This window comes from Agromyces sp. Y575 (assembly GCF_059445445.1).
Genome location: NZ_JCAIUI010000001.1, coordinates 990,735 through 1,010,115 on the forward strand (window position 1 = coordinate 990,735; position 19,381 = coordinate 1,010,115).

Sequence of the window (19,381 nt, forward strand, 5' to 3'; positions counted from 1 at the left end):
ACTGCGCCACGCCCCCGGCACCGAACTCATCGACGTCGCTGCACTCGTGCGCGCGGCATCCGCCGATGACCACCGTGCCGCCGAATCACGCGGATACATCTTGCAACTCATGGGCGGCGAACTCTCGCTTGCGGAGTACACGCGCTATCTCGCACAGTTCGGCTGGGTGTACCAAGCACTCGAGGAGCGCGGTAGTCGCGACGGTGACCCCGCGGTCTTCGACCCCGCGCTCGCACGTCTCGCCGCGATCGAGACCGACCTCGCCGCACTCGGCGCCGCCGACTGGCGCACCACGCATCCGCCGCTGCCTGCAACAGCCGAGTACGCCGCCCATCTCCGCGCCATCGCCGACGACGACGTGCGCTTCCTCGCCCACCACTACACCCGCTACCTCGGCGATCTCTCGGGTGGCCAGGCCATCGCACGGCTCGTCGCGCGACACTACCTCGCTCTCTCGCCCGAGCAGGTCGACGAGCTGATCGCCGAGGTTCGCGAGTCATTCCGGCTCAATGGCGCAATCTTCGAGGCGCTCGCCGGCTGACCGGGCCTACACGCCGCCCCTACCCGGGAGCTACGGCCGCCTCGCCGGGTCATCCTCCAGTCGGATGTCGCCCGCATCCGCCCTCGGTAGACTGCAACGAAACCACGCCGCCTGCTGAGAACGCCACCATCGTCAACGCTGCGCTGTGCCCGACGACGACAGGAGATCCCTCCCCGTGATCCATACCGCGCTCATCCCGTGGCTCGACCCCGAGACGATAATCTCCGGCGCCGGCCCATGGGCACTCGTCGTGGTCTGCGCGATCGTGTTCGCCGAGACCGGTCTGCTCTTCGGGTTCCTGTTGCCGGGCGACACGCTGCTCGTGATCTCGGGCCTGCTCACGCACACCTCGCTCGTCTTCGGCGTCGACATCTGGTGGGTCTGCCTCGCGATCAGCATCGCCGCGTTCCTCGGCGGCGAGGTCGGCTATCTCATCGGCCACAAGTTCGGTCCGAGCATATTCGAACGCAAGGAATCCGGCCTGTTCAGCGTGAGGAACGTCGAACGCACGAACGCGTTCTTCGAGCGCTTCGGCGCGCTCGCGATCATCCTCGCCCGTTTCGTGCCGATCGTACGCACGTTCGCGCCCGTCGCCGCGGGCGTCGGGCACATGAACTACAAGAAGTACTCGCTGTACAACCTCATCGGCGCGCTCATCTGGGGCGCCGGGCTCACCTACTTCGGCTTCCTCGTCGGTTACATCGAACCGCTCTCCCTCTTCGTGCAGGAGTACATCGACGTCATCCTCATCGGCGCAGTTGTGCTCACCCTCATCCCCACGCTCTGGCATTACTTCGCCTCCGCGCGCAAGGCGAAAAAGGCCGCTGCGGCCGGCGCCGATGTCGTGACCGACCACGACGAGGCGGAGCAGCTCGTGCTCGACCCCGAGGTCTTCGAGCGCGGCCCCGAAGAGCGGTAGACACCGGCGCATGGCAGAGACTCGGCGGCACACCGCCGACGGGGCTACACTCGGCCGCATGAGCTTCCTCTACGAGGAGAAAGCCTCACGCTCCACCTTCGTCGACGTCATCTGGCAGACGCTCGATACAAGTGACGGCGTCTATCTCGCCGCCGCCGATGCGTGCTGGGACATGATCTTCTCGCGTCTCGCCGATGGCCCGCGAACCCTCTTGAGCGGCCCGTCATCGCAACCGACCTCAGTGCCGTACCACGCGGGCGGGCGGAACGTCGGCGTGCGGTTCGTGCAGGGCAGCTACTTCACGCACGTGCCCGCGTGCGAGATGTGCGACCGCACGATCGTGCTCCGGATGCCGGAGCCGACGGTCTTCGAATTCGCGGGCATCGCGTGGCCGTTCCCCGACTACGCCGCCGTCGACGACCTCGTCGACGGCTTCGCCGACCATGGCCTGCTCGCCCACGACCGCGTCGTCGAGGCCGCACTTCGCGGAGTCCCGTCACGGGTGTCCGCCCGATCCGTGCAGCGCCATTTCGCGAAGGCCACCGGGTTCAGCCCGAGACACGTACGACAGATCACGCGAGCCCGCGAGGCGGTCGCCCGGCTGCAGGCCGGCGCGGCGATCGCCGACGTCGCCTACGCCCTCGGGTACGCCGACCAGCCGCATCTCAGCCGCGATGTGAAGCGCCTCACGGGGTACACACCGGCGCAGTCGCGCGGGCGCAGCGAACCGGTCTGACCACCGCGGCGTGTCGCTCCGGTTCAAGACGTGCGCCGCGGCATCCGCTTCACTCGGCTGGTACCGACCGAACGGAGCCGCCATGGATGTCTTGCCGTACACGATCGCGATTCCCGAGACGGATCTCGCCGAATTGCGGGATCGGCTCGAACGCACCCGATATCCGGCCACGCTCTCCGACGACTGGCGACGCGGCACCCCGGTGCCGTACGCACGCCGGCTCGCACGCTACTGGCGCGACGACTTCGACTGGCGGGCCGCAGAGGCGCGCCTGAACGAGCTGCCGCAGTTCCGCGTCGAGGTCGACGGTCAGCCGATCCACGGCCTGCACGTGCGCTCGCCACACCCCGATGCGGTGCCGCTCCTGCTGTGTCACGGCTACCCGACATCGTTCGCCGAGTTCGCGGGCATCGCGGCCGAACTGGCCGGTCTGAACGGCACGGATGTCGCAGGGCCGGCCTTCCACGTGGTCGCCCCGTCGATGCCGGGGTTCGGGTTCTCGACGCCGCTCACCGGCCATGGCTGGGACATCGCACGCACCGCATCGGCCTTCGACCGCATCATGATGGCGCTCGGTTACGAGCGATACGGCGTGTTCGGCGAGGACGTCGGTGCCGGAGTGAGCGATCAGCTCTGCCTCGACGCGGGTGAACGCGTGCTCGGATCGATCATCGCAACCGATCCGGGGGCCATCGCGACGCAGTACACGCCGTCGACGAGCCACCTCACGGATGAGGAGCGCGAGCGGCACGAACAGTTGAAGGCTGCGCGCGGCGAGGACTTCGGCTACCTGCAGGTGCAGGCGACCCGGCCGCTCAGCATCGCGTACGGACTCACAGACTCGCCGATGATGCAGGCGACGTGGATCGTCGAGAAGTTCCAGGAGTGGACGGATCCCGCACGCACCCTGCCCGAGGACGCGGTCGATCTCGATGCCCTCCTCACGCTCGTCGCGGTGTCGTGGTTCGGCCGCGCAGGCGACGGTGCCGCCAACATGATCTACGAGGCGGCGCACGCCCAGGTCGCCTGGGGGCGCAGTCACGACCGCCCCGTCGGCATGTCGGCGTTCGGCGAGGAGCCGCTCATGCGGCGGATCCTCGACCCCGACGGGCATCTGCAGTACTGGAACGAGCACGCCGCCGGCGGGCATTTCCCGGCCATGGAGGTGCCGGCCGAGCTGATCGGCGACATCCGGGCGTTCTTCGCACGACTGCTCACCGTCTGACCGCCGGTCGACGGGCCGCCGGTCGACGGGGCCGCCGGTCGACGGGGCCGGCGATCTGCGCAGGTCGCGCCCGTCACGGATGCTGCGGCTGCTCCCGCTCGGCACGACCCGCCGGCTCGAGCTGGAACGTCGAGTGCGCGACGTCGAAGTGATCACTGAGACATCCGCCGAGCTCATCGAGCAATTCGCCGGCTCGGCCGGAGGCGAACACCTCGGGCTCCACCTCGACGTGTGCACTGAACACGTGCGAGCCCGAGGTGATCGCCCAGACGTGCACGTCGTGCACCGCCACGACGCCCTTCGTGCGCAGGATGTGCGCCCGGATCTCGGCGACGTCGGTGTCGGCGGGTGCAGATTCGAAGAGCACGCGCGCCACGTCGCGCAGCAGTGAGAGGGCCCGCGGCACGATGAGCGCCGCGATGGCCAGCGACGCGATCGGGTCGGCCGCGTCGAACCCCGTGAACACGATCACGAGCGCGGCCGCGATGACCATGACCGAGCCGATCATGTCGCCGAGCACCTCGAGATATGCGCCACGAAGGTTGATCGAGTCCTTCGCACCGCCGCGGAGCACGAGCATCGCGGCGACGTTCGCGGCGAGGCCGATGACCGCCACGACGAGCATCGGCACCCCCTGCACCTCGTGCGCCTCGCCCTCAGCGCCAGTCACCAGACGACCGATCGCGCCGATCGCCACTGAGACCGCCACGACGACGAGGATCACGCCATTCACGAGCGCGCCGAACACCTCGGCCCGACGGTATCCGTAGGTCTGCCGATCGGTCGCCGGACGGGCCGCGACGACCGCGGCCACGAGCGCGACGACGAGCCCGATGAGGTCACTCGTCATGTGGCCCGCGTCGGCGAGGAGTGCGAGCGAGCCGCTGATGAGCGCACCGATCACCTGCACGACGAGGAACGCGCCGATGATCGCGATCGCCACCCAGAGCCGGGTGCGATTCGCGGTGCCCGCGTGATCGTGATCGTGTGCCATGTCATTCCAGCGTAAGCCGGGAACCGGGGACCCGGCCCAGATAGGAATGAGTCGCGTTCTCAGGCCCGCAGGCGGTGCCGTCAGCCGAGTCCGCTGCGGAATCCCTCCCGCCAGCTCGGCCATATCGGAGCCCACCCGAGCTCTCGCTTCGCCTTCGCGTTCGACGAGCCGCGCACCTTCGTCATCATCGACACGCCGTGTTCGCCGATGAGCGCCTTGGCGACCCACGAGGGCACGTGCATCGGCGGCTTCGCACCGACCGCGCGTGCGAACTCCGGCAGCCACACCGATACAGGCGCGGGGTCGTCGTCGACGATGTTGTAGACGCCCGGCGCGCCGCGTGTGACGGCCGCAGCCGCCGCGGATGCCGCGTCGTCGATGTGGCAGAACGACCATATCCCCGTGCCGCCTCCCACGACGGGCAGCTTGCGTGCCTTGACCATCTCGACGATCGAGCCGCCACGACCGATGTCGTTGCCCGGGCCGTACAGGGTGCCATAGCGGAGCGCGAGGCCCCCGGCATCCGTCGTCCGCTGCTCGACGTACCGGATCCCGGCGAGCGTCTCGCGCGACGCCTTCGTCGGGTTCGAGTCGAGCGGGTCCTCCTCGGTCTTCACCCGCCCGCCCGTGCGCTCGTTCGGCCAGCCCGTGTAGCTCTGCGCGATGAAGCGCCCGACACCCGCCTCTGTTGCGGCTGCGAGCAGGTGGTCGGTGCCCCGCGTGCGCAAGGCGTTCGTCGCCGCGAAGCCCCGATCGAAGTGCTTCATGTCGCCGGCCTGCCCGCTGAGGGCGGTCAGCTGGTGGACGATCACGTCGGGCCGCGCATCGACCACGGCGGTACGCACGGATGCCTCGTCGAGGCCGTCCATCACGACGGCGCGTGCGCCGGCCGACTCGATCACCGAAAGCCGGTCGGGCTTCCTCGACGTGCCGACGACCTCGTGTCCCTCAGCGACGAGCAGCGGTACCAGTCTCGATCCGATGGCGCCCGTGGCGCCTGCGATGAACACTCGCATGTCGATCTCCTTCTCTCTCAACCCCTTCGACGATCGATCACCCGCATCTGTGACAGCGGGGGTCTGTGATAGCCGGAGTTCTGTGCCATCCTCGAACCATGGCGGTCACCGGCGAGGCGCAGAACGCACTGCGCCCGCTCATGTTCTCCATCGCCTACCGAATGCTCGGCAGCGTGGTGGAAGCCGAAGACGTCGTGCAAGACGCGTACGTGCGACTGCAGGAACGCCAGGCGGCGGGCAAGACGATCGACAATCCCGACGCTTTCGCCGCGACGGTCGCCACACGTCTCGCGATCGACGCGCTGCGCTCGGCCCGGCGCACCCGTGAGGTCTACGTCGGCTCCTGGATACCCGAGCCGCTGCCGGATGACGACGCCGACCCGGCACACCGGGTCGAACGCGATGAGACGCTCTCGTTCGCGTTCCTCGCGGTGCTCGAGCGGCTCGGACCGGTCGAGCGCGCCGTGTTCCTGCTGCGCGAGGTGTTCGCCTACGACTATCCGGCTGTCGCCCGCATCGTCGAGCGCGACGAGGCCGCATGCCGCCAGATCTTCCACCGGGCGAAGGCTCGCATCGCCGACGGACGGCCCCGATTCGACGGTGCGAGCGAACGCGACGCCGCACTCACCGACGCGTTCTTCGCCGCACTCGAGGCGGGAGACGTCGACCGGCTCGTCGGCGCCCTCGCCGACGACGTCGTGTTCTACGGCGACGGCGGCGGTCGAGCGCCGGCGATCCGTCAACCGTTGCGCGGCGCCGTCGCCGTCGCGCGGTTCCTGGTCGGACTCGCCCGCCGCGGGGAGAGCTTGGGTGTACGGCTCGAACGCATGAACGTCAACGGCGCTCCGGCGCTGCGGATCACGGGGCCCGACGGCGCGATCCTCAGCGTGCTGATGGTGCACGTCGAGGGCGGCTCGGTGCACACGGTCGCGAACCAGCTGAATCCCGACAAGCTCGGTCACCTCGGAAAGGTCGGCGACCTCACCGCGCTCATGAGTTCGGCCGACGCGGAGGCGTAGTCGGCGCGCTCGGGCTTCGCGCTCGGGCTTCGCGCTCAGTCGCCGCGCTCGGCGACGATGCGCTCGAGTCGGGGCAGCAACGCGCCGAATGCACGTGCCCGATGGCTGTGCGCGTTCTTCACCTCGGGCGCGAGCTCGGCGGCCGAGATCTCGAAGCCCTCGGGCACGAAGATCGGGTCGTAACCGAACCCGTGCACGCCCGCGGCATCCGTTGCGATGCGACCGGGCCATTCGCCGACCGCAGCGAACTCGAACGCGCTGCCGGTCGCCTCAGGCGCGACGAGAGCGATCGTGCAGTGAAAGCGGGCGCCCCGATGCGGGTCGCGGATGTCGCCGAGCTGCGCGAGCAGCAGTTCGAGGTTCGCCTGCGCCCCCTTGCCCGGCCCAGACCAGCGTGCCGAGAAGATGCCGGGTGAACCACCCATGACGTCGACCGCGATGCCGGAGTCATCGGCGAGCGCGATTCGCCCGGTGTGGTGAGCGGCGGCACGCGCCTTGATGAACGCGTTCTCGGCGAAGGAGGTGCCGTCTTCGACGGGTTCGGGGCCGTCGTACGGGAGCACGGTGACCCCCGGCATCCGCTCGCCCAGGATCTTCTGGAACTCGTCGACCTTGTGCTGGTTGTGGGTGGCGAGCACGATCTCGAGCGGCAAGGCGTCACTCCCCCGCGGCGGCGGTGGCCTCGGCGAGCACGAGCTGCTGGATGAGCGTGAGCTCAGCCGTGCCGGCGAGCGCGAGGTCGAGCAGCGAGTCGAGCTCGCGGCGGTCGAACGGCGCCCCCTCGGCAGTGCCCTGCACCTCGACGAACAGACCGCGTCCGGTCGCCACGACGTTCATGTCGGTCTCTGCACGTACGTCTTCGACGTAAGCGAGGTCGAGCATGGGCGTGCCGTCGATGATGCCGACCGAGACTGCCGAGACCGTGTCGATGAGCGGCTTCGCGCGCTGGCCGATGAACTTCTTGTCGCGCGCCCACTCGATCGCGTCGGCGAGGGCGACGTACGCGCCCGTGATCGCGGCCGTGCGAGTGCCGCCATCGGCCTGCAGCACGTCGCAGTCGATCTGGATCGTGTTCTCGCCGAGACCTTTCATGTCGACGACCGCGCGCAGGCTGCGGCCGATGAGGCGGCTGATCTCGTGCGTGCGACCACCGATACGGCCCTTGACGGACTCGCGGTCGTTGCGGCTGTTCGTCGCCCGGGGCAGCATCGCGTACTCGGCCGTCACCCAGCCCTTGCCCTTGCCGTTCATCCAGCGCGGCACGCCGTTCGTGAACGACGCGGTGCACAGCACCTTGGTGCGGCCGAACGAGATCAGCGCGCTGCCCTCGGCGTGCTCGCTCCAGCCGCGCTCGATGGTCACCTCGCGCAACTGGTCGACGGTGCGCCCGTCGGCGCGAATCACTGCGGTGGGCTCGGATGCCTCGGTCATGCGTTCTCCTGTCGAAGCCGGCTGCGGTTGCTGGCAGATCGGTGGTCTGGGATGGTGACGGCACCGGTCTCGACGAGCTCGACGCTCGGGATCTCGGGGCCGATGAGCCTGTGGGCGAGGTCGAGGAAGGCACTCGTGGAGTGACCGGTCGCCTCGTAACGGTAACTCGGCGGGGTCGCTGCGCGGCGCTCGAGTCCGGTACTGACGAGCACGCGGTAGACGTCGTTCGCCGTCTCGACGTCGCTTGAAACGAGCGAGACCGCTTCGCCCATGACGTAGGAGATCGCGCCTTTGAGGAAGGGATAGTGCGTGCAGCCGAGCACGAGGGTGTCGACACGGGCACGCTTCAGCGGGGCCAGATACTCCTCGGCGACCGCGAGCAGTTCATCGCCGGTCGTCACCCCGGCCTCGACGAACTCGACGAAACGTGGGCACGCCTGCGAGAACAATTGGAGGTGCGGCGCCGCCGCGAACGCGTCGTCGTAGGCGCGAGAGGATATGGTGCCGACCGTGCCGATCACTCCAACCCGCCCGGTCTTCGTCGCGGCGACGGCGCGACGCACTGCCGGCTGGATCACCTCGACGACGGGCACCTCGTAGCGCTCGCGTGCGTCACGGAGCATCGCGGCCGACGCCGTGTTGCAGGCGATCACGAGCATCTTCACACCCTGCGCCACGAGGTCGTCGAGCACGGCGAGCGCGTACCCGCGCACGTCGGCGATCTTCTTCGGACCGTAGGGCGAGTGCTCGAGATCGCCGATGTAGAGGATCGACTCATTGGGCAACTGGTCTTTCACGGCCCGGGCGACGGTGAGCCCGCCGACCCCGGAGTCGAAGATCCCGATCGGTGCATCCGTCACGACATGCAAGCGTAGCGGTCCCCGCTGGGCGCACCCTCCTCGATAGGCTTGCTCTGTGACCGGGTCTGCTTCGCTCTTCACCGATCGATACGAGCTGACGATGGTGGATGCCGCGTTACTCGACGGCACCGCCCATCGCGAGAGCCTCTTCGAGGCCTTCGCCAGGCGCCTGCCCGACGGCCGCCGATACGGCGTCGTCGCCGGCACGGGGCGCCTGCTCGAACTCATCCAGCGCTTCCGCTTCGAAGAGTCCGAGCTCGAATGGCTGCGCGAGCACGACGTGGTTCGGCCTGCGACGCTCGATTGGCTCGCCGACTACCGGTTCACCGGCGACATCTGGGGGTACCGCGAGGGCGAGGCGTATTTCCCGGGCTCGCCCCTCCTGACCATCAAGGCGAGCTTCGCCGAGGCGGTCATGCTCGAGACGGTCGTGCTCTCGACGCTCAACTACGACTCCTCGGTTGCGAGCGCCGCAGCTCGCATGGTCTCGGTCGCGCTCGGCCGGCCGATCGCCGAGATGGGTTCACGGCGCACGAGCGAGGGCGCGGCAGTCGCCGCGGCCCGTGCCGCGTACATCGCCGGCTTCGATGCGACGTCGAACCTCGAAGCGGGCCGCACCTGGGGCATTCCGACCATGGGCACCGCCGCACACGCGTTCACGCTGTTGCACGACACCGAAGAGCAGGCGTTCCGCGCGCAGGTCGATGCATTCGGCTCGAAGACGACGCTGCTCGTCGACACCTACGACATCGCGCGCGGCGTCGAGCTCGCAGTGAAGGTCGCCGGTACCGAACTCGGCGCCGTGCGCATCGACTCGGGCGACCTGCCGACCGTCGTGGCCTCCGTGCGCGAGCAACTCGACACGCTCGGCGCCGTCGACACCCGCATCACCGTCACGAGCGACCTCGACGAGTTCACGATCGCCGGGCTCTCGGGCGCACCCGTCGACGCGTACGGGGTCGGCACCGCGGTCGTCACCGGTTCGGGCTTCCCTGCCGCCGGAATGGTGTTCAAGATCGTCGCGCGTCGCGACGATGCGGGCGAGTGGGTCGCGGTCGCGAAGGCGTCGACGCAGAAGGCGAGCGTCGGCGGCAGGAAGAACGCCGCACGACGCCTCGACTCCACGCTCACGGCGCGTGAAGAGCTGGTCTTCGTCGGTGACGGCCCCGACGGTGAGGCCGAGTTCGAAGCGGGCAGCCGGTTGCGCCCGCTCATGGTGCAGCTCATGTCGGGCGGCCAGGCCGACCCTGCGTTCCTCGGGCGTGCCGGCACGGAGGCCGCGCGAGCACACCGCGCCGAGGTCATGCAGGAACTGCCGATCGAGGCGTTCCGGCTCGGCCGCGGCGAGCCGGTGATTCCGACGACGTACCGCTGAACCTCACGTCGGTCGCGTGCCGAGCGTATCGAGACCCGGAAACTCACGTCGGTCAGTAGCGAGCGCCAGCGAGCGTATCGAGACCCGGAGCCCCTACCGCTGAGCCCTTTACGCCGACTTCATCCGCTCGTAGATCTCTTTGCAGCTCGGGCACACGGGAAACTTCTCGGGATCGCGCCCCGGAGTCCATTTCTTGCCGCAGAGTGCCTTCACTGGCTTGCCCGTCATCGCCGACTCGAGGATCTTCTCCTTCTTCACGTAGTGGGAGAAGCGCTCGTGGTCGCCGGGTTCGATGGCCTCGTCTTGGAGGAGTTTCTCGAGCTCACGGTCGAGAACGGAGGTGCCGCCACCCGGGGAATCAGGGTCGGCGATGCTCACGCGCACGGATGAAATCATGCGTTCGATTCTACGCGCGGATCGCAGCAGCGAGGATCTCGGGACCACGCCGATCGAACACCCGGCCGCCGACCAGCACGCCCAGCACGAGCACGAGGATGCCGAGCCCGACGCCCGAGGCGAAGGATGCCGCGTGCCACGCCGGATCGACGAGGAGGCCGAGCCCGGCGAACACCACAGCTGGCAGCGCGATGAGCAGCGAACCGAGCATCGTGATCGACTGCACGAGCGTGGTGATGCCGCCCGTGGACTGCGGCTGCTGGAACGGGCTGTCACCGGGCTTCACTGCCGGGTACGGGAAGCGGGCCGAGGTGATCGACCCGACACCGAGGCCTGCGAGCAGCAGCGCGGTGCTCACTCCGAGGAGTGACGGCAGCAGCCGCCAGTCGTTCAGCACGAACACCGTCACGGCACTGCCGAGCCCGATCACGAGCACACCGGTGATGAGCACGGGAACGAGACGGCCGACACGATCGGCGACGCCGCGCACGCCCGACACCACGTGCAACCAGATCGCCGTCGAGTCGGACGCGGTGTCGTTGTGCATGCTCCAGCCGAGCAGCAGGCACATGAGCGGCACCGGGATGAGTCCGAGGTACAGGTTCGGGATGCCCGCGAGGCTGAGCGGCACGATGACGATCAGAGGCGCGATCGGCACGATCACGAGCGAGACCCAGTAGCGTGCGTCGCGGAACCAGTAGGTGAAGCTGCGTGCGGCGATGGCACCGGTCGCGCCCTGCGGCATCCGGTCGAACCAGCCGAGGCCACGATAGCTCTTGGCGGATGCTTCGCGGCCGGGTGTCGCGAGCATCTTCGCCACGAGCGACTGCCAAGCGAACCAGATCACGACGAGTGTCGCGACGGCGATGAGGAGCTTCAGGAACGCCGTGCCCCAATCACCTGATGCCGCGTCACCGGGAATCGCGAAGACCGCGCCGAGCGGGGTCCAGGCGAGTGCACCCGCCAACGCCTCCAGCACTCGGAGCCCCGTGTTCGCCCAGTCGACGGTGACCAGCACCACGATGAGCGGCGAGGCCATGACGATCAGCAGGAGGCCCAGCACACCGCTCAGTTCGCGGGCTCGCCGGGTGGCCAGAAGCAGGGATGCGAGCCCCGTCGACACGCGCGCGAGCAGAAGGCACGTCGCGAATGCCAGAGCCGCGGCGATGATCGCCGCGAGCGTCTCCCCGACTCCGCGCGACCACGTGACCACCGTGCCGAGGAGCACGATCGCGAGCACGAGCGCGGGGATGCCGATGACGGCGGCGACGGCGAGGCTGACCGCGAGGGTTCGATCGGGCAGTCCGAAGAGCGCGAACCGTCGCGGGTCCATGGTGTCGTCGACGCCGAAGATCAGCGGCACGATGATGAAGCCCAGCACGGTGACCGCCCCGGCCACGACGAAGCCGTCGCGAATCAGCTCGACGTCACCGACGAACCGCAGGCCGACGAGCGTCGCGAAGAGCAGCGCCGCAAGCCCCAGTCCGTAGATCAGCCCGATGACGATGCCGACGACCTGCCAAGGACTCCGCCGGAAGATGTTCCCGAGCAAGCGCAGTTTCAGTCGGAGAAACTGTGCAACCATTCCATGCCTTCCGCAGCCTTGCGTCCGCCGGCGAGCTCGACGAATCGGTCTTCGAGGGTCTGACCGGCTCGCACTTCGTCGAGCGTTCCCGCCGCGAGCATGCGCCCGGCGACGATGATCGCGGCCGAGTCGCAGACACGTTCGATGAGGTCCATGCCGTGGCTGGAGAGCACGACCGTGCCGCCGCCCGCGACGTAGCGCTCGAGAATCTCGGTGAGGTTCGCCGCCGACACCGGGTCGACCGATTCGAACGGCTCGTCGAGCACGAGCAGTCGCGGCGAGTGGATCATCGCGCACGCGAGGGCGATCTTCTTCGTCATGCCGGCCGAGTAGTCGGCGACGAGCCGATCGAGGGCATCTTCGAGGCCGAACGCCGCGATGAGGTCGGCGCTGCGCTCGCGCACCGTGCGCCCGTCGAGGCCGCGCAGGATGCCCGAGTAGTACAGGAGTTGCGCGCCGGTCAGCCGGTCGAAGAGCCGGAGTCGGTCGGGCAGCACGCCGGTGGCACGCTTGGCCGCCTGCGGGTTCGCCCACGCGTCGATGTCGTGGATGCGTACGGTGCCGCCGTCGGGCCGGAGCAGGCCGGTGACCATCGACAGGGTCGTGGTCTTGCCTGCACCGTTCGGGCCGACGATGCCGAAGAACGAGCCGGCGCGCACATCGAGGGTGATGCCGTCGACGGCGGTATTCTCTCCGAAGCGCTTCACGAGCCCCTCGATCGCGAGCACCTTCGGTGCGTTCGTGGCCGGGGCAGGTCGAGCCGGTCGCAGCATGCGCTTCTTGCGTGCGGCGGACTTCTTGGGCGCCGCGATGACGGCGACAGCCTGCTCAGCGGTTCCGGATGACGCGATCGTCGACCCCGCAACAACCGCGGAGGCCTCCACGACTGCGGATGCTTCGGGCACGACGGATGCCTCGGGCACGACGGATGCCTCGGGGACGGCGACGGCCGGCGCGGCCGGAGTCTCGACTGCCGGCGGAGCGGGCGCCGTAGCCTGAACTGCGGCCGCAGCCTGAACCGCAGCGGCGGTTCGAACCGGTGCGCGTTTGGGCACCCGTTCCACGGTCTCCTCGTCGATCTCCGATCGCGGGGCCGCCGACTCGGGCGTCGCGACAGGCTCAGCGACGACAGGCGACTCGAGGGCGGCGGCGGGCGACTCTTCGGTAGCGGCCTTGCGAGTCGTGCGCTCGGCCGCGGTGGTCTCGGTCGTCAGTGCGGCTGCGACCCGCTGAGCCTGACGCTGCGACGCCGCAGCGGCCGCCGTGCTCCGGCTGCTCGCGCTACCGACCTGGCTCTTCGCCGCCGAGGTGCGGGGGGTTCGAACAGTCTTGGCGGCGTCTCCGCGCGCAGCAGCGGCCTTCGTCGACGCCGAGCGCGACGCAGCGGTTCGCTTCGACGGCGCGGGACTCGTCACTTCATCGCTGTCGGCCACGTTCCCCGAAGCATCTTTCGTCGTCGCTGCGCTGGTCTTCGCCGCAGTGCTCTTCGCGGCTGTCGTCTTCCCTCCGGCGCTCTTCGCCGCAGTGGTCTTCGCCGCTGGCTTCGCGGTGGTCGTCTTCGCCCCGGCGCTCTTCTCCCCGGCGTTCTTCGCCCCGGCGCTCTTCTCCCCGGCGTTCTTCGCCCCGGCGCTCTTCGCCCCGGCGCTCTTCGCTGCAGCACTGCTCTTCGCGGCAGTCGCATCGCCGCCGTCGACAGCTTCGGCCGAGGCAATTTCAGCCGGTGCGGTTTCAGCCGGTGCGGCCGTCGTTTTCGCAGCGGTCGTACGTGTGCTGCGCGCTGGGCGCGTCGACGCGCCTGCCGAGCGAGCCGGTTGGGATCCCCGCGTGTCGGACGCCCCCGTGCCGGTGCCTTCGGCAGTTTCGTCGTCGTGTTCTGAGCGCGAAACGGAAGTCACCCAGACAACCTATCAATGAGCGCCGCCAAATCGAGCCTTGCGACGAGCCGATCCGCATTGACAATGCTGGGTATCACCTGAAGACAACATCACGATCGCACTACGACCTTGTCCCCAGTTGGTGGGCCACAGGCACCCCTCGATATCCTGAAGACCGGCATAACGGCGTGTCCATATGTGAACTTCCGGATGAGAATCGGGCGAAATCTCGGCGACGAGGGCGAACGCCCGTGGCATCCGACCCACCAAAGGAGATGCAGTGACCACCCAGATCGTGATTCTCGCGGCCGGCATGGGGAGCCGGCTCGGGCGATCCCTCCCCAAGCCCCTCACCGAACTCGGCGACGGCCGCACCATCATGGGCCAGCAGTTCGACAACATCGAGCACGCGTTCGGTGCGAACGCCAACGTCACGATCGTCGTCGGCTACAAGCTCGAGCACATCATCGAGGCATTCCCGCAGGCGTCCTTCGTCTACAACGAAGAGTACGACCAGACGAACACCTCGAAGAGCCTCATGCGCGCCCTCGCTGCCTCGCAGTCGGGCGGCGTGCTCTGGATGAACGGCGACGTCGTCTTCGACCCGCGCATCCTCGACCGCGCGCTGCCGTTCATCGCGCGCGACCAGTCGATGGTTACGGTCAACACCTCGAAGGTGTCCGACGAAGAGGTGAAGTACACCACGAGCGCCGAGGGCTACATCAAAGAGCTCTCGAAGACCGTCAGGGGCGGTCTCGGCGAGGCCGTGGGCATCAACTACATCTCGAGCCGCGACAAGGCGACCTTCCTCGCGCACCTGCAGCGCGTGGGCGATCAAGATTACTTCGAACGCGGCCTCGAGCTCGCGATCGAGAAGAACGGCCTCCTCGTCGAGCCGATGGACATCTCCGACCTGTACGCGGTCGAGATCGACTTCGCCGAAGACCTCGAGCGAGCCAACCACTTCGTGTGACCTGCACCACAGCACCGGTAATGCAGCACGGCAAGTAGCACAGCACCGCAAGTAGCACAGCACCGCAAGTAGCACAGCAGCAGAACAGAAGAGCGGATGCCTCGAGGCATCCGCTCTTCTCTGTCTCTGTCTCTGCGTCTCTGTCTCTGCGTCACCGACTTCGGCTCCGGCGCACAGCCCTCAGGTGGTGAGGTTGCGCGCAACTCCGGCCCGCGCCAATGATGCTGAGATCACTCGACCGAGCCAGGTGAACACGATCGGGCTGAGCGTGAAGAGCGAGAGGTAGAGCGCCCAGAACCACGGGGCGTAGTGCTCGGGGCCGAGCGCGATGAACGTGCCCGCGGCGAGCAGCAGTCCGGATGCCCCGGCGGCGACGTAGTAGAGCCACGCCGACCAGTTCTTGTACCGGGTGATGAAGAACGGCAACTCGAGCAGGGCGCCGACGAGGAGGCCGGTGCCGAGGAACCGGAGGATCCAATGCGGCGCGAACGCCGCGCCGACGAGGCCGGCGATGAACCCGGTGAGCAGGCCGACGCCCGGACGCTTCAGCAGCGCGAGGGCAACGGCACTCGGCAGGAAGTGAGAGCCAATGGTGATGCCGTAGAGCATCGGCGCGATGCCGGCGATGAGCCCGGCGAAATACCCCGCCCCGGCGGCGAAGAGCCCACCAGCGACGCCGATCGCGGCGCAACTGAGGATTACACGGGTGCTGGTGCGGTGCACGAGGCTCCTTCCGACTGGGCTCGGCACTTGCCACCCATCTGCGTTCAAATCTACCTCGCCGATGCATTTCCGTTGGAGGGTGGCATCTACGATGAGAGGCGTGATGAGCACCGCATCTGCCGCGTACGGCGACGCGCATCCGCTGCAGCGGACGGCGTGGGCCCGGTACCGGCATTCGCTGTGGCTGCTCACGACGCGCGATCTGAAGGTGCGTTACTCGACATCGGCGCTCGGTTACGTGTGGTCGGTGCTCGATCCGCTCGTGATGGCGGGCATCTACTGGTTCGTCTTCACGCAGGTGTTCCAGCGGCCGGTGGGCACCGATCCGTACATCGTCTTCCTGCTCTCGGCACTGCTGCCGTGGATGTGGTTCAACGGGGCGGTCTCGGACTCGACGCGGGCGTTCCTCAAAGAGGCCAAGCTCATCCGATCGACGAAGATCCCGCGCACCATCTGGGTGAACCGCATCGTGCTGTCGAAGGGCATCGAGTTCCTGCTGGCGCTTCCGGTGCTCGCGCTGTTCGTCATCGTGTTCTTCGTCATCGATCTCGGGCAATCGCTGCACTGGGAGCTCGCACTGTTCCCGCTCGCGATCCTGCTGCAGGCGGTCCTCACCGCGGGTGTCGCGCTCATCGTCGCGCCGCTCGTGGTCTTCTTCCGCGACCTCGAGCGGGCCGTCAAACTCGTGCTGCGGTTCCTGTTCTACGCCTCCCCCATCATCTACGGCGTCACCGACCTGCCCAGCGAGTTGCACTTCTGGGCGGCGTTCAACCCGCTCTCGGGCATCTTCGGGCTGTATCGCGCCGGCTTCTTCCCTGAAGAGCTCGACTGGTTCAATGTTGCGATCGCAGCTCTGATGTCGGTCGTGCTGCTCGCCGTCGGACTCTGGGTGTTCCGATCAGCCGAGCGCCAGGTGCTGAAGGAGATCTGACCAGGTGCTGAAGGAGATCTGAATTGGATGCCACGACCGCCGTCACCGCGGCACCCTACGCGATCCGAACCGATGGACTCGGCATCCGCTTCCGTCGCAACCGCCGAGGGCGCCGCTCGTTCAAGGACCTCCTCGCGGGGCGTCGCCGTCGCACCCGACCCGGAGAGTTCTGGGCGCTGCGGGATGTCTCGATCGAGGTGCGCCCCGGCGAGGCGATCGGCGTGGTCGGTCGCAACGGGCAGGGCAAGTCGACACTGCTGAAGCTCGTTGCCGGCGTCATGATCGCCGACGAGGGCACGGTCGAGGTCACGGGCGGCGTCGCCCCGCTGATCGAGATCACGGGCGGCTTCGTCGACGACCTCACGGTGCGCGACAACGTCTACCTCACGGCCGGCCTGCACGGAATGACGAACGCGCAGATCGACGAGAGGTTCGACGAGATCATCGAGTTCGCCGACATCGGCGATTTTCTCGACACTCCGTACAAGCACCTCTCGAGCGGCATGAAGGTGCGCATCGCGTTCGCCGTGATCTCGCAGCTCGAAGAGCCGATCATGCTGGTCGACGAGGTATTGGCGGTCGGTGACAAGGCGTTCCGCGAGAAGTGCTATCGACGCATCGACGAGCTGCTCGCTGGTGGCCGCACATTGTTCTTCGTCTCGCACAACGAACGCGACCTGCGACGGTTCTGCACGCGGGGGCTCTATCTCGACAAGGGCGCTCTCGTGCTCGACGGTCCGATCGACGAGGTTCTCGACCTGTACAACGCGCAGTACGCCACGTCGTAGCGCATCGAACGGCGCCACGGTCATCGAGAGCGCAGCGATACGCGCGCCTGCCGGACAGCGTCGTCGAATTCCCAGAGCGCGCAGGCATGTCGAACGTCGACGATTCCGCGGGAGGTCATGAAGCGCCGACACTCCTCGGCAATTCGCAATTGTGCTCGCGCATCCTGAAGCGGGAGACGGGGTGATCGTTCGAGACGCACGAACGAGCACAGCGAGTAGAGCAGATCTTCGCCGGTCGCGACCCGGAGCAATGCGCCGAGCGGTTCGACTTCTCGTTCGATCTCGAGCATCGCGATTCCGGCTTCGAGGAGCATCCCCTCGCCGAGCCTCTCGAGGTGCGCTTCGAGCTCGGTTCGCGCCCGATGGTAGCGCAGGCACGTCGGATGCGTACGCCCGTCGGTGAGTCGTTCTTGAGCCGCGGTGATGATCATCTCCGCAGTCGGTTCGGGTCGACGCACGGGTGTCAGGGGAAACGGCATGGCGAGCTCACTTTCGGGTTGGTGTTCGGATTCGTGCTGCAACGTTTCGTGCTGCACGTTTCGTGCTGCACGTTTCGTGCTGCACGTTTCGTGCAGCTTGTTGCGCGCACTCACTGCGTGCTCGACGGAGTTCAGGCGGCCGGCGACTGCGATGTCGGGGGTGGGGAGGGAGGCATCGCAGGCGGAGACGATCGAGACGTGAATCGCACCGACTCGCTCACGTGATCGCGCCCGGCAGGGCTCGTCCAGCGGATTTCGCCACCGACCCCCTGTCTCACGCGCCAATGTGTCAGATGTTTCAGTCGATGATGCTTTCGGCACAGGTGCGCGAGATTCAGGTGCGTCGTCTCTCCGCCGTGCTGCCAATCGATGTCGCTGCTCGCTGCACTTCGACCGCAGCCCGGGAACCGGCACGTGCCGTCGCGGAGCCGCAGGAAGCCGGCGAGATCGGCCGGCACCCGGTACCTGTCACGACCGAACGAGAGGTACGCGCCGGTCTCGGGATGGGTGAGGATGCGCTGGAATGAGGGTGCGTGCGCGGCGAGCTCGCGTGCAGTTTGCGGGTCGATCGGCCCGTACCCGTCGAGCTCGGCGGGCTCTTCGCCGTACCCGAGGAGAGTCAGCACGGGCACGGTGACGTAGATCGTCGGCCGCACGACGCCGAGATCGGTCGCGGACCCGGTCGCAGTCGCGGTCGCGGTCGCATCCGCTGAGGGAGTGGCGTTCGCCGGTGACGAGCCGAGCAGGAGCGTGGCCGCGCAATCGACCTCGCGCTGCCGTCGCGTGCGCGGGTCGTTCGCCTCAGCACGCGAGGCGCACTGCGCGACGTGTGCCAGGATCGCCGCTGCACGCTCAGCCTCGAGGAAGAGGTGCAGCCATGCCATGCCGTCGGCATCGGGCTCGAGTGCGATGCGCCGCTCTGAACGGGCCGACTCGCGGCGCTGCTCGAGATTCTGCGGATGCATCCGCTCGCGCAGTCGCCTCGCCGCCTGCCGGAACGCAGGCGGAGTCATGCACGCGGCCTTTTCGAGCGCGACGCCCTCGAACTCACTCCGCGACGCCTCAGGCAAGGTGTGCGAGGCGTCGAGCAGATCGCGCAGCTGCGTCAGACTGATCACCCCCGAGGCGAGTGCCTCGTGTGTGGCTTCGAACCCGTGCGCGAGATCGTCGGCATCGGCGAGCATGCGGGACGCGGTGCGCTCGTGCACCCGGAGCGTGGTCGCGAGTTCGGAGACCATCGCTCGGCGGATGCACTCGTCGTCGTCACGCCGCGAGCGTGACGGGTGCGACTCGATCGCCGCCATGTGCTCGTGCGCGAGGGCGATCTGTCGAAGCTGCTCGGCTTGCGCGGCCCGGAGCTCGGATTCGAGACGAGCGATGACGACGAGCGCAGCGTCGAGTGCGGCATCGAGCGAAACCTCTGGCGCGAGCGCTGCGCGCGGCCCGGCTGCCGTCTCGGGTGCCGCGTGCGATGTCGTCATGAGATGAGTCAAGCACCACCCACCGACATCCTGTT

General features: G+C 68.0%; 21 protein-coding genes. 10 read left to right on the forward strand and 11 right to left on the reverse strand.

Going from position 1 to position 19,381, the window contains the following annotated elements; all coding sequences use genetic code 11:
- The first annotated feature begins 46 nt into the window (after positions 1–46).
- The 4 genes from AC1C2U_RS04745 to AC1C2U_RS04760 all read left to right on the forward strand — a co-directional run bounded on the left by AC1C2U_RS04745 (position 47) and on the right by AC1C2U_RS04760 (position 3,421).
- Positions 47–541, forward strand: a complete 495-nt coding sequence (locus AC1C2U_RS04745; RefSeq protein ID WP_495360554.1) for a biliverdin-producing heme oxygenase — start codon at positions 47–49, stop codon at positions 539–541.
- Between the two features lie 178 nt (positions 542–719).
- Entirely contained in the window at positions 720–1,460 is a 741-nt protein-coding gene (locus AC1C2U_RS04750; RefSeq protein WP_495360838.1) for a DedA family protein, read from the forward strand.
- Positions 1,461–1,470: 10 nt separating this feature from the next.
- Positions 1,471–2,196, forward strand: a complete 726-nt coding sequence (locus AC1C2U_RS04755; RefSeq protein ID WP_495360555.1) for a helix-turn-helix domain-containing protein — start codon at positions 1,471–1,473, stop codon at positions 2,194–2,196.
- Positions 2,197–2,206: 10 nt separating this feature from the next.
- Positions 2,207–3,421 carry an epoxide hydrolase family protein gene (locus AC1C2U_RS04760; RefSeq protein WP_495360556.1) on the forward strand — a complete coding sequence of 405 codons (1,215 nt, stop codon included), beginning with the start codon at positions 2,207–2,209 and terminating at the stop codon, positions 3,419–3,421.
- 73 nt (positions 3,422–3,494) lie between these two features.
- On the opposite strand, the gene AC1C2U_RS04765 is transcribed toward AC1C2U_RS04760, so the two are convergent.
- Both AC1C2U_RS04765 and AC1C2U_RS04770 read right to left on the reverse strand, forming a co-directional pair.
- Positions 3,495–4,415, reverse strand: coding sequence for a cation diffusion facilitator family transporter (locus tag AC1C2U_RS04765; RefSeq protein WP_495360557.1), 921 nt, complete (start codon positions 4,413–4,415; stop codon positions 3,495–3,497).
- A gap of 80 nt (positions 4,416–4,495) precedes the next feature.
- A complete protein-coding gene (locus AC1C2U_RS04770; protein WP_495360558.1) occupies positions 4,496–5,431 on the reverse strand; it encodes an NAD-dependent epimerase/dehydratase family protein in 936 nt (311 codons plus the stop codon).
- A gap of 98 nt (positions 5,432–5,529) precedes the next feature.
- On the opposite strand from AC1C2U_RS04770, the gene sigJ reads away from it, so the two are divergent.
- Entirely contained in the window at positions 5,530–6,450 is a 921-nt protein-coding gene (gene sigJ / locus AC1C2U_RS04775; protein WP_495360559.1) for an RNA polymerase sigma factor SigJ, read from the forward strand.
- 35 nt (positions 6,451–6,485) lie between these two features.
- On the opposite strand, the gene rdgB is transcribed toward sigJ, so the two are convergent.
- Genes rdgB through murI form a run of 3 tightly spaced genes read right to left on the reverse strand, consistent with a single transcriptional unit; the run spans position 6,486 to position 8,741 of the window.
- Positions 6,486–7,103 (reverse strand): RdgB/HAM1 family non-canonical purine NTP pyrophosphatase, encoded by a 618-nt coding sequence (gene rdgB, locus AC1C2U_RS04780; RefSeq protein WP_495360560.1) that lies wholly within the window; start codon positions 7,101–7,103, stop codon positions 6,486–6,488.
- Positions 7,104–7,107: 4 nt separating this feature from the next.
- On the reverse strand, positions 7,108–7,881 hold the full coding sequence (gene rph, locus AC1C2U_RS04785; protein ID WP_495360561.1) for a ribonuclease PH: 774 nt from the start codon (positions 7,879–7,881) through the stop codon (positions 7,108–7,110).
- Complete coding sequence (gene murI / locus AC1C2U_RS04790) at positions 7,878–8,741, reverse strand: glutamate racemase (RefSeq protein ID WP_495360562.1); 864 nt, start codon at positions 8,739–8,741, stop codon at positions 7,878–7,880. Before murI ends, rph begins: the two co-directional genes overlap by 4 nt.
- 55 nt (positions 8,742–8,796) lie before the next feature.
- Between murI and AC1C2U_RS04795 the strand changes: the two genes are divergently transcribed.
- The gene (locus AC1C2U_RS04795) at positions 8,797–10,116 is read left to right on the forward strand and encodes a nicotinate phosphoribosyltransferase (protein ID WP_495360563.1); all 1,320 of its coding nucleotides are present in this window, start codon (positions 8,797–8,799) and stop codon (positions 10,114–10,116) included.
- A 108-nt stretch (positions 10,117–10,224) separates the two neighbouring features.
- Here the strand turns inward: AC1C2U_RS04795 and AC1C2U_RS04800 are convergent, their stop codons facing one another.
- Genes AC1C2U_RS04800 through AC1C2U_RS04810 form a run of 3 tightly spaced genes read right to left on the reverse strand, consistent with a single transcriptional unit; the run spans position 10,225 to position 12,870 of the window.
- On the reverse strand, positions 10,225–10,512 hold the full coding sequence (locus AC1C2U_RS04800) for a DUF3039 domain-containing protein (RefSeq protein WP_495360564.1): 288 nt from the start codon (positions 10,510–10,512) through the stop codon (positions 10,225–10,227).
- Positions 10,513–10,522: 10 nt separating this feature from the next.
- Positions 10,523–12,097, reverse strand: a complete 1,575-nt coding sequence (locus AC1C2U_RS04805) for a hypothetical protein (RefSeq protein ID WP_495360565.1) — start codon at positions 12,095–12,097, stop codon at positions 10,523–10,525.
- Complete coding sequence (locus AC1C2U_RS04810) at positions 12,073–12,870, reverse strand: ABC transporter ATP-binding protein (RefSeq protein ID WP_495360839.1); 798 nt, start codon at positions 12,868–12,870, stop codon at positions 12,073–12,075. The genes AC1C2U_RS04805 and AC1C2U_RS04810 overlap by 25 nt, the downstream gene beginning before the upstream one ends.
- A 490-nt stretch (positions 12,871–13,360) precedes the next feature.
- Here AC1C2U_RS04810 and AC1C2U_RS04815 point away from each other — a divergent pair, with 490 nt between their 5' ends.
- The gene (locus AC1C2U_RS04815; protein ID WP_495360566.1) at positions 13,361–14,011 is read left to right on the forward strand and encodes a hypothetical protein; all 651 of its coding nucleotides are present in this window, start codon (positions 13,361–13,363) and stop codon (positions 14,009–14,011) included.
- A gap of 240 nt (positions 14,012–14,251) precedes the next feature.
- Positions 14,252–14,944, forward strand: coding sequence for a phosphocholine cytidylyltransferase family protein (locus AC1C2U_RS04820; RefSeq protein ID WP_495360567.1), 693 nt, complete (start codon positions 14,252–14,254; stop codon positions 14,942–14,944).
- A 180-nt stretch (positions 14,945–15,124) separates the two neighbouring features.
- Here the strand turns inward: AC1C2U_RS04820 and AC1C2U_RS04825 are convergent, their stop codons facing one another.
- Positions 15,125–15,667 carry an ECF transporter S component gene (locus AC1C2U_RS04825; protein WP_495360568.1) on the reverse strand — a complete coding sequence of 181 codons (543 nt, stop codon included), beginning with the start codon at positions 15,665–15,667 and terminating at the stop codon, positions 15,125–15,127.
- Positions 15,668–15,770: 103 nt separating this feature from the next.
- Between AC1C2U_RS04825 and AC1C2U_RS04830 the strand changes: the two genes are divergently transcribed.
- Entirely contained in the window at positions 15,771–16,598 is an 828-nt protein-coding gene (locus tag AC1C2U_RS04830; RefSeq protein WP_495360569.1) for an ABC transporter permease, read from the forward strand.
- A gap of 23 nt (positions 16,599–16,621) precedes the next feature.
- Positions 16,622–17,386: an ABC transporter ATP-binding protein gene (locus AC1C2U_RS04835; protein WP_495360570.1), complete on the forward strand. Its 765-nt coding sequence runs from the start codon at positions 16,622–16,624 to the stop codon at positions 17,384–17,386.
- 20 nt (positions 17,387–17,406) lie between these two features.
- Here AC1C2U_RS04835 and AC1C2U_RS04840 read toward each other — a convergent pair whose 3' ends face one another.
- A complete protein-coding gene (locus AC1C2U_RS04840; protein ID WP_495360571.1) occupies positions 17,407–17,865 on the reverse strand; it encodes a hypothetical protein in 459 nt (152 codons plus the stop codon).
- Between the two features lie 131 nt (positions 17,866–17,996).
- Positions 17,997–19,346: an HNH endonuclease gene (locus AC1C2U_RS04845; protein ID WP_495360572.1), complete on the reverse strand. Its 1,350-nt coding sequence runs from the start codon at positions 19,344–19,346 to the stop codon at positions 17,997–17,999.
- Positions 19,347–19,381 lie beyond the last annotated feature (35 nt).

Excerpts from the sequence above, each read along its gene's own strand:
- AC1C2U_RS04800 (WP_495360564.1), bottom strand. The coding sequence starts at position 10,512 with ATGATTTCATCCGTGCGCGTGAGCATCGCCGACCCTGATTCCCCGGGT.
- AC1C2U_RS04765 (WP_495360557.1), bottom strand. The coding sequence starts at position 4,415 with ATGGCACACGATCACGATCACGCGGGCACCGCGAATCGCACCCGGCTC.
- AC1C2U_RS04805 (WP_495360565.1), bottom strand. The coding sequence starts at position 12,097 with ATGGTTGCACAGTTTCTCCGACTGAAACTGCGCTTGCTCGGGAACATC.
- AC1C2U_RS04810 (WP_495360839.1), bottom strand. The coding sequence starts at position 12,870 with ATGCTGCGACCGGCTCGACCTGCCCCGGCCACGAACGCACCGAAGGTG.
- sigJ (WP_495360559.1), top strand. The coding sequence starts at position 5,530 with ATGGCGGTCACCGGCGAGGCGCAGAACGCACTGCGCCCGCTCATGTTC.
- AC1C2U_RS04830 (WP_495360569.1), top strand. The coding sequence starts at position 15,771 with ATGAGCACCGCATCTGCCGCGTACGGCGACGCGCATCCGCTGCAGCGG.
- AC1C2U_RS04840 (WP_495360571.1), bottom strand. The coding sequence starts at position 17,865 with ATGCCGTTTCCCCTGACACCCGTGCGTCGACCCGAACCGACTGCGGAG.
- AC1C2U_RS04755 (WP_495360555.1), top strand. The coding sequence starts at position 1,471 with ATGGCAGAGACTCGGCGGCACACCGCCGACGGGGCTACACTCGGCCGC.
- rph (WP_495360561.1), bottom strand. The coding sequence starts at position 7,881 with ATGACCGAGGCATCCGAGCCCACCGCAGTGATTCGCGCCGACGGGCGC.
- AC1C2U_RS04845 (WP_495360572.1), bottom strand. The coding sequence starts at position 19,346 with ATGACGACATCGCACGCGGCACCCGAGACGGCAGCCGGGCCGCGCGCA.
- AC1C2U_RS04770 (WP_495360558.1), bottom strand. The coding sequence starts at position 5,431 with ATGCGAGTGTTCATCGCAGGCGCCACGGGCGCCATCGGATCGAGACTG.